General features: G+C 70.5%; 2 protein-coding genes. Both read left to right on the top strand.

Annotated elements, in window-relative coordinates; genetic code table 11:
* The coding region (locus R1101_RS28305; RefSeq protein ID WP_016935523.1) for a CTP synthase at positions 1-1162 on the top strand (1162 nt) is incomplete at its 5' end.
* A gap of 5 nt (positions 1163-1167) precedes the next feature.
* Positions 1168-1749 (top strand): NUDIX domain-containing protein (locus R1101_RS0122855; RefSeq protein WP_016935522.1); only part of this gene is annotated, 582 nt, incomplete at its 3' end.

Genomic DNA, 1749 nt, shown 5'->3' with positions numbered 1-1749 from the left:
CGGTGAGCTGAAGACCAAGCCCACCCAGCACTCGGTGGCCGCGCTGCGCAACATCGGCATCCAGCCCGACGCCCTCGTGCTGCGCTGCGACCGCGACGTTCCGGCCTCGCTCAAGGCCAAGATCTCGCTGATGTGCGACGTCGACGTTGCCGGCTGCATCTCCTGCCCCGACGCGCCGAGCATCTACGACATCCCGAAGGTGCTGCACAGCGAAGGTCTCGACGCCTACGTCGTGCGTCAGCTCGGCCTGCCCTTCCGCGACGTCGACTGGACGGTATGGGGCAACCTGCTCGAGCGGGTCCACAACCCCCGCGAGACCGTCGACGTCGCTCTCGTCGGCAAGTACATCGACCTGCCCGACGCCTACCTGTCGGTCACCGAGGCGTTGCGCGCCGGCGGTTTCGCGCACCGAGCGAAGGTCAAGATTCGCTGGGTCGCCTCCGACGAGTGCGAAACCGAGGCCGGCGCCGAGAAGCATCTCGGCGACGTCGACGCGGTGCTGATCCCCGGCGGTTTCGGTATCCGCGGCATCGAGGGCAAGCTCGGCGCGATCCGCTTCGCGCGTACCCGCAAGATCCCGCTGCTCGGCCTGTGCCTGGGTCTGCAGTGCGTCGTCATCGAGGCCGCCCGCTCGGTGGGCATCGACGACGCGTCGTCCACCGAGTTCGATCCCGACACCACCGCCCCGGTCATCTCCACGATGGCCGACCAGGAACAGGCGGTCGCGGGCGAGGCCGATCTCGGCGGCACCATGCGTCTCGGTGCCTATCCCGCCGTGCTGAAGAAGGGCTCGGTCGTCGCCAAGGCCTACGGCAGCGAGCAGGTCTCCGAGCGGCACCGGCACCGCTACGAGGTCAACAACGCCTACCGCGACAAGATCGCCAAGTCCGGTCTGGTGTTCTCCGGGACCTCCCCGGACGGGCGTCTCGTCGAGTTCGTCGAGTACCCGGCCGCCACGCATCCGTTCTTCGTCGCCACCCAGGCGCACCCGGAGCTCAAGAGCCGGCCCACCCGCCCGCACCCGCTGTTCTCCGGCCTCGTCGCCGCAGCACTGCAGTACAAGGCGGCCGAGCGGCTCCCGGTCGACATCCACGGTGAGAACACCGCTGCCGAGGAAACCGCCACGGCCGCGTCGACGTCCGCCGCCGGCGACGCCGAGTAGTCGACATGGCGCAGCGACACGACTTCCGCACCCTGGCGAGCCGGCGGATCTACACGGGCGCCATCGTGTCGCTGCGCGTCGACGACGTGGCGATGCCCGACGGGCACACCGCCGAACGTGAAGTGGTCGAACATCACGGCGCGGTGGCGGTCGTGGCCGTCGACGAGCAGGACCGGGTGGTGCTCGTACACCAGTACCGGCATCCGCTCGGCCGGCGCCTGTGGGAACTTCCCGCCGGGCTGCTCGACGCACCCGGGGAGGATCCCCTCGACGCCGCCCGCCGCGAACTGGCCGAGGAGACCGGTCTGGCCGCCGCCGACTGGGAGCTCCTCGTCGACATCGCGCTCTCACCCGGATTCACCGACGAAGCCGTCCGCGTCTTCGCCGCCCGCGGCCTGAGCGAGGTCGACCGGCCGGATCCGGAGCACGAGGAGGCCGATCTCGAGGTCCGCCGCGTCCCCGTCGACCAGGCCGTGTCGATGGTGCTGGGCGGGGAGATCGTCAACGCCACCGCAGTGTCCGGTCTCCTCGCGTTCGCGACCACCCGCGCGACCGGCACCGCGACCCGCACACCGGACGCGCCGTGG

Origin of the sequence: Rhodococcus sp. R1101, from assembly GCF_000278445.1 — a bacterium.
In the GTDB taxonomy this organism is placed as follows: domain Bacteria; phylum Actinomycetota; class Actinomycetes; order Mycobacteriales; family Mycobacteriaceae; genus Rhodococcus; species Rhodococcus gordoniae.
The sequence above is the reverse complement of the archived record's forward strand: the minus strand, read 5'-3'. Positions and strand labels throughout refer to the sequence as shown.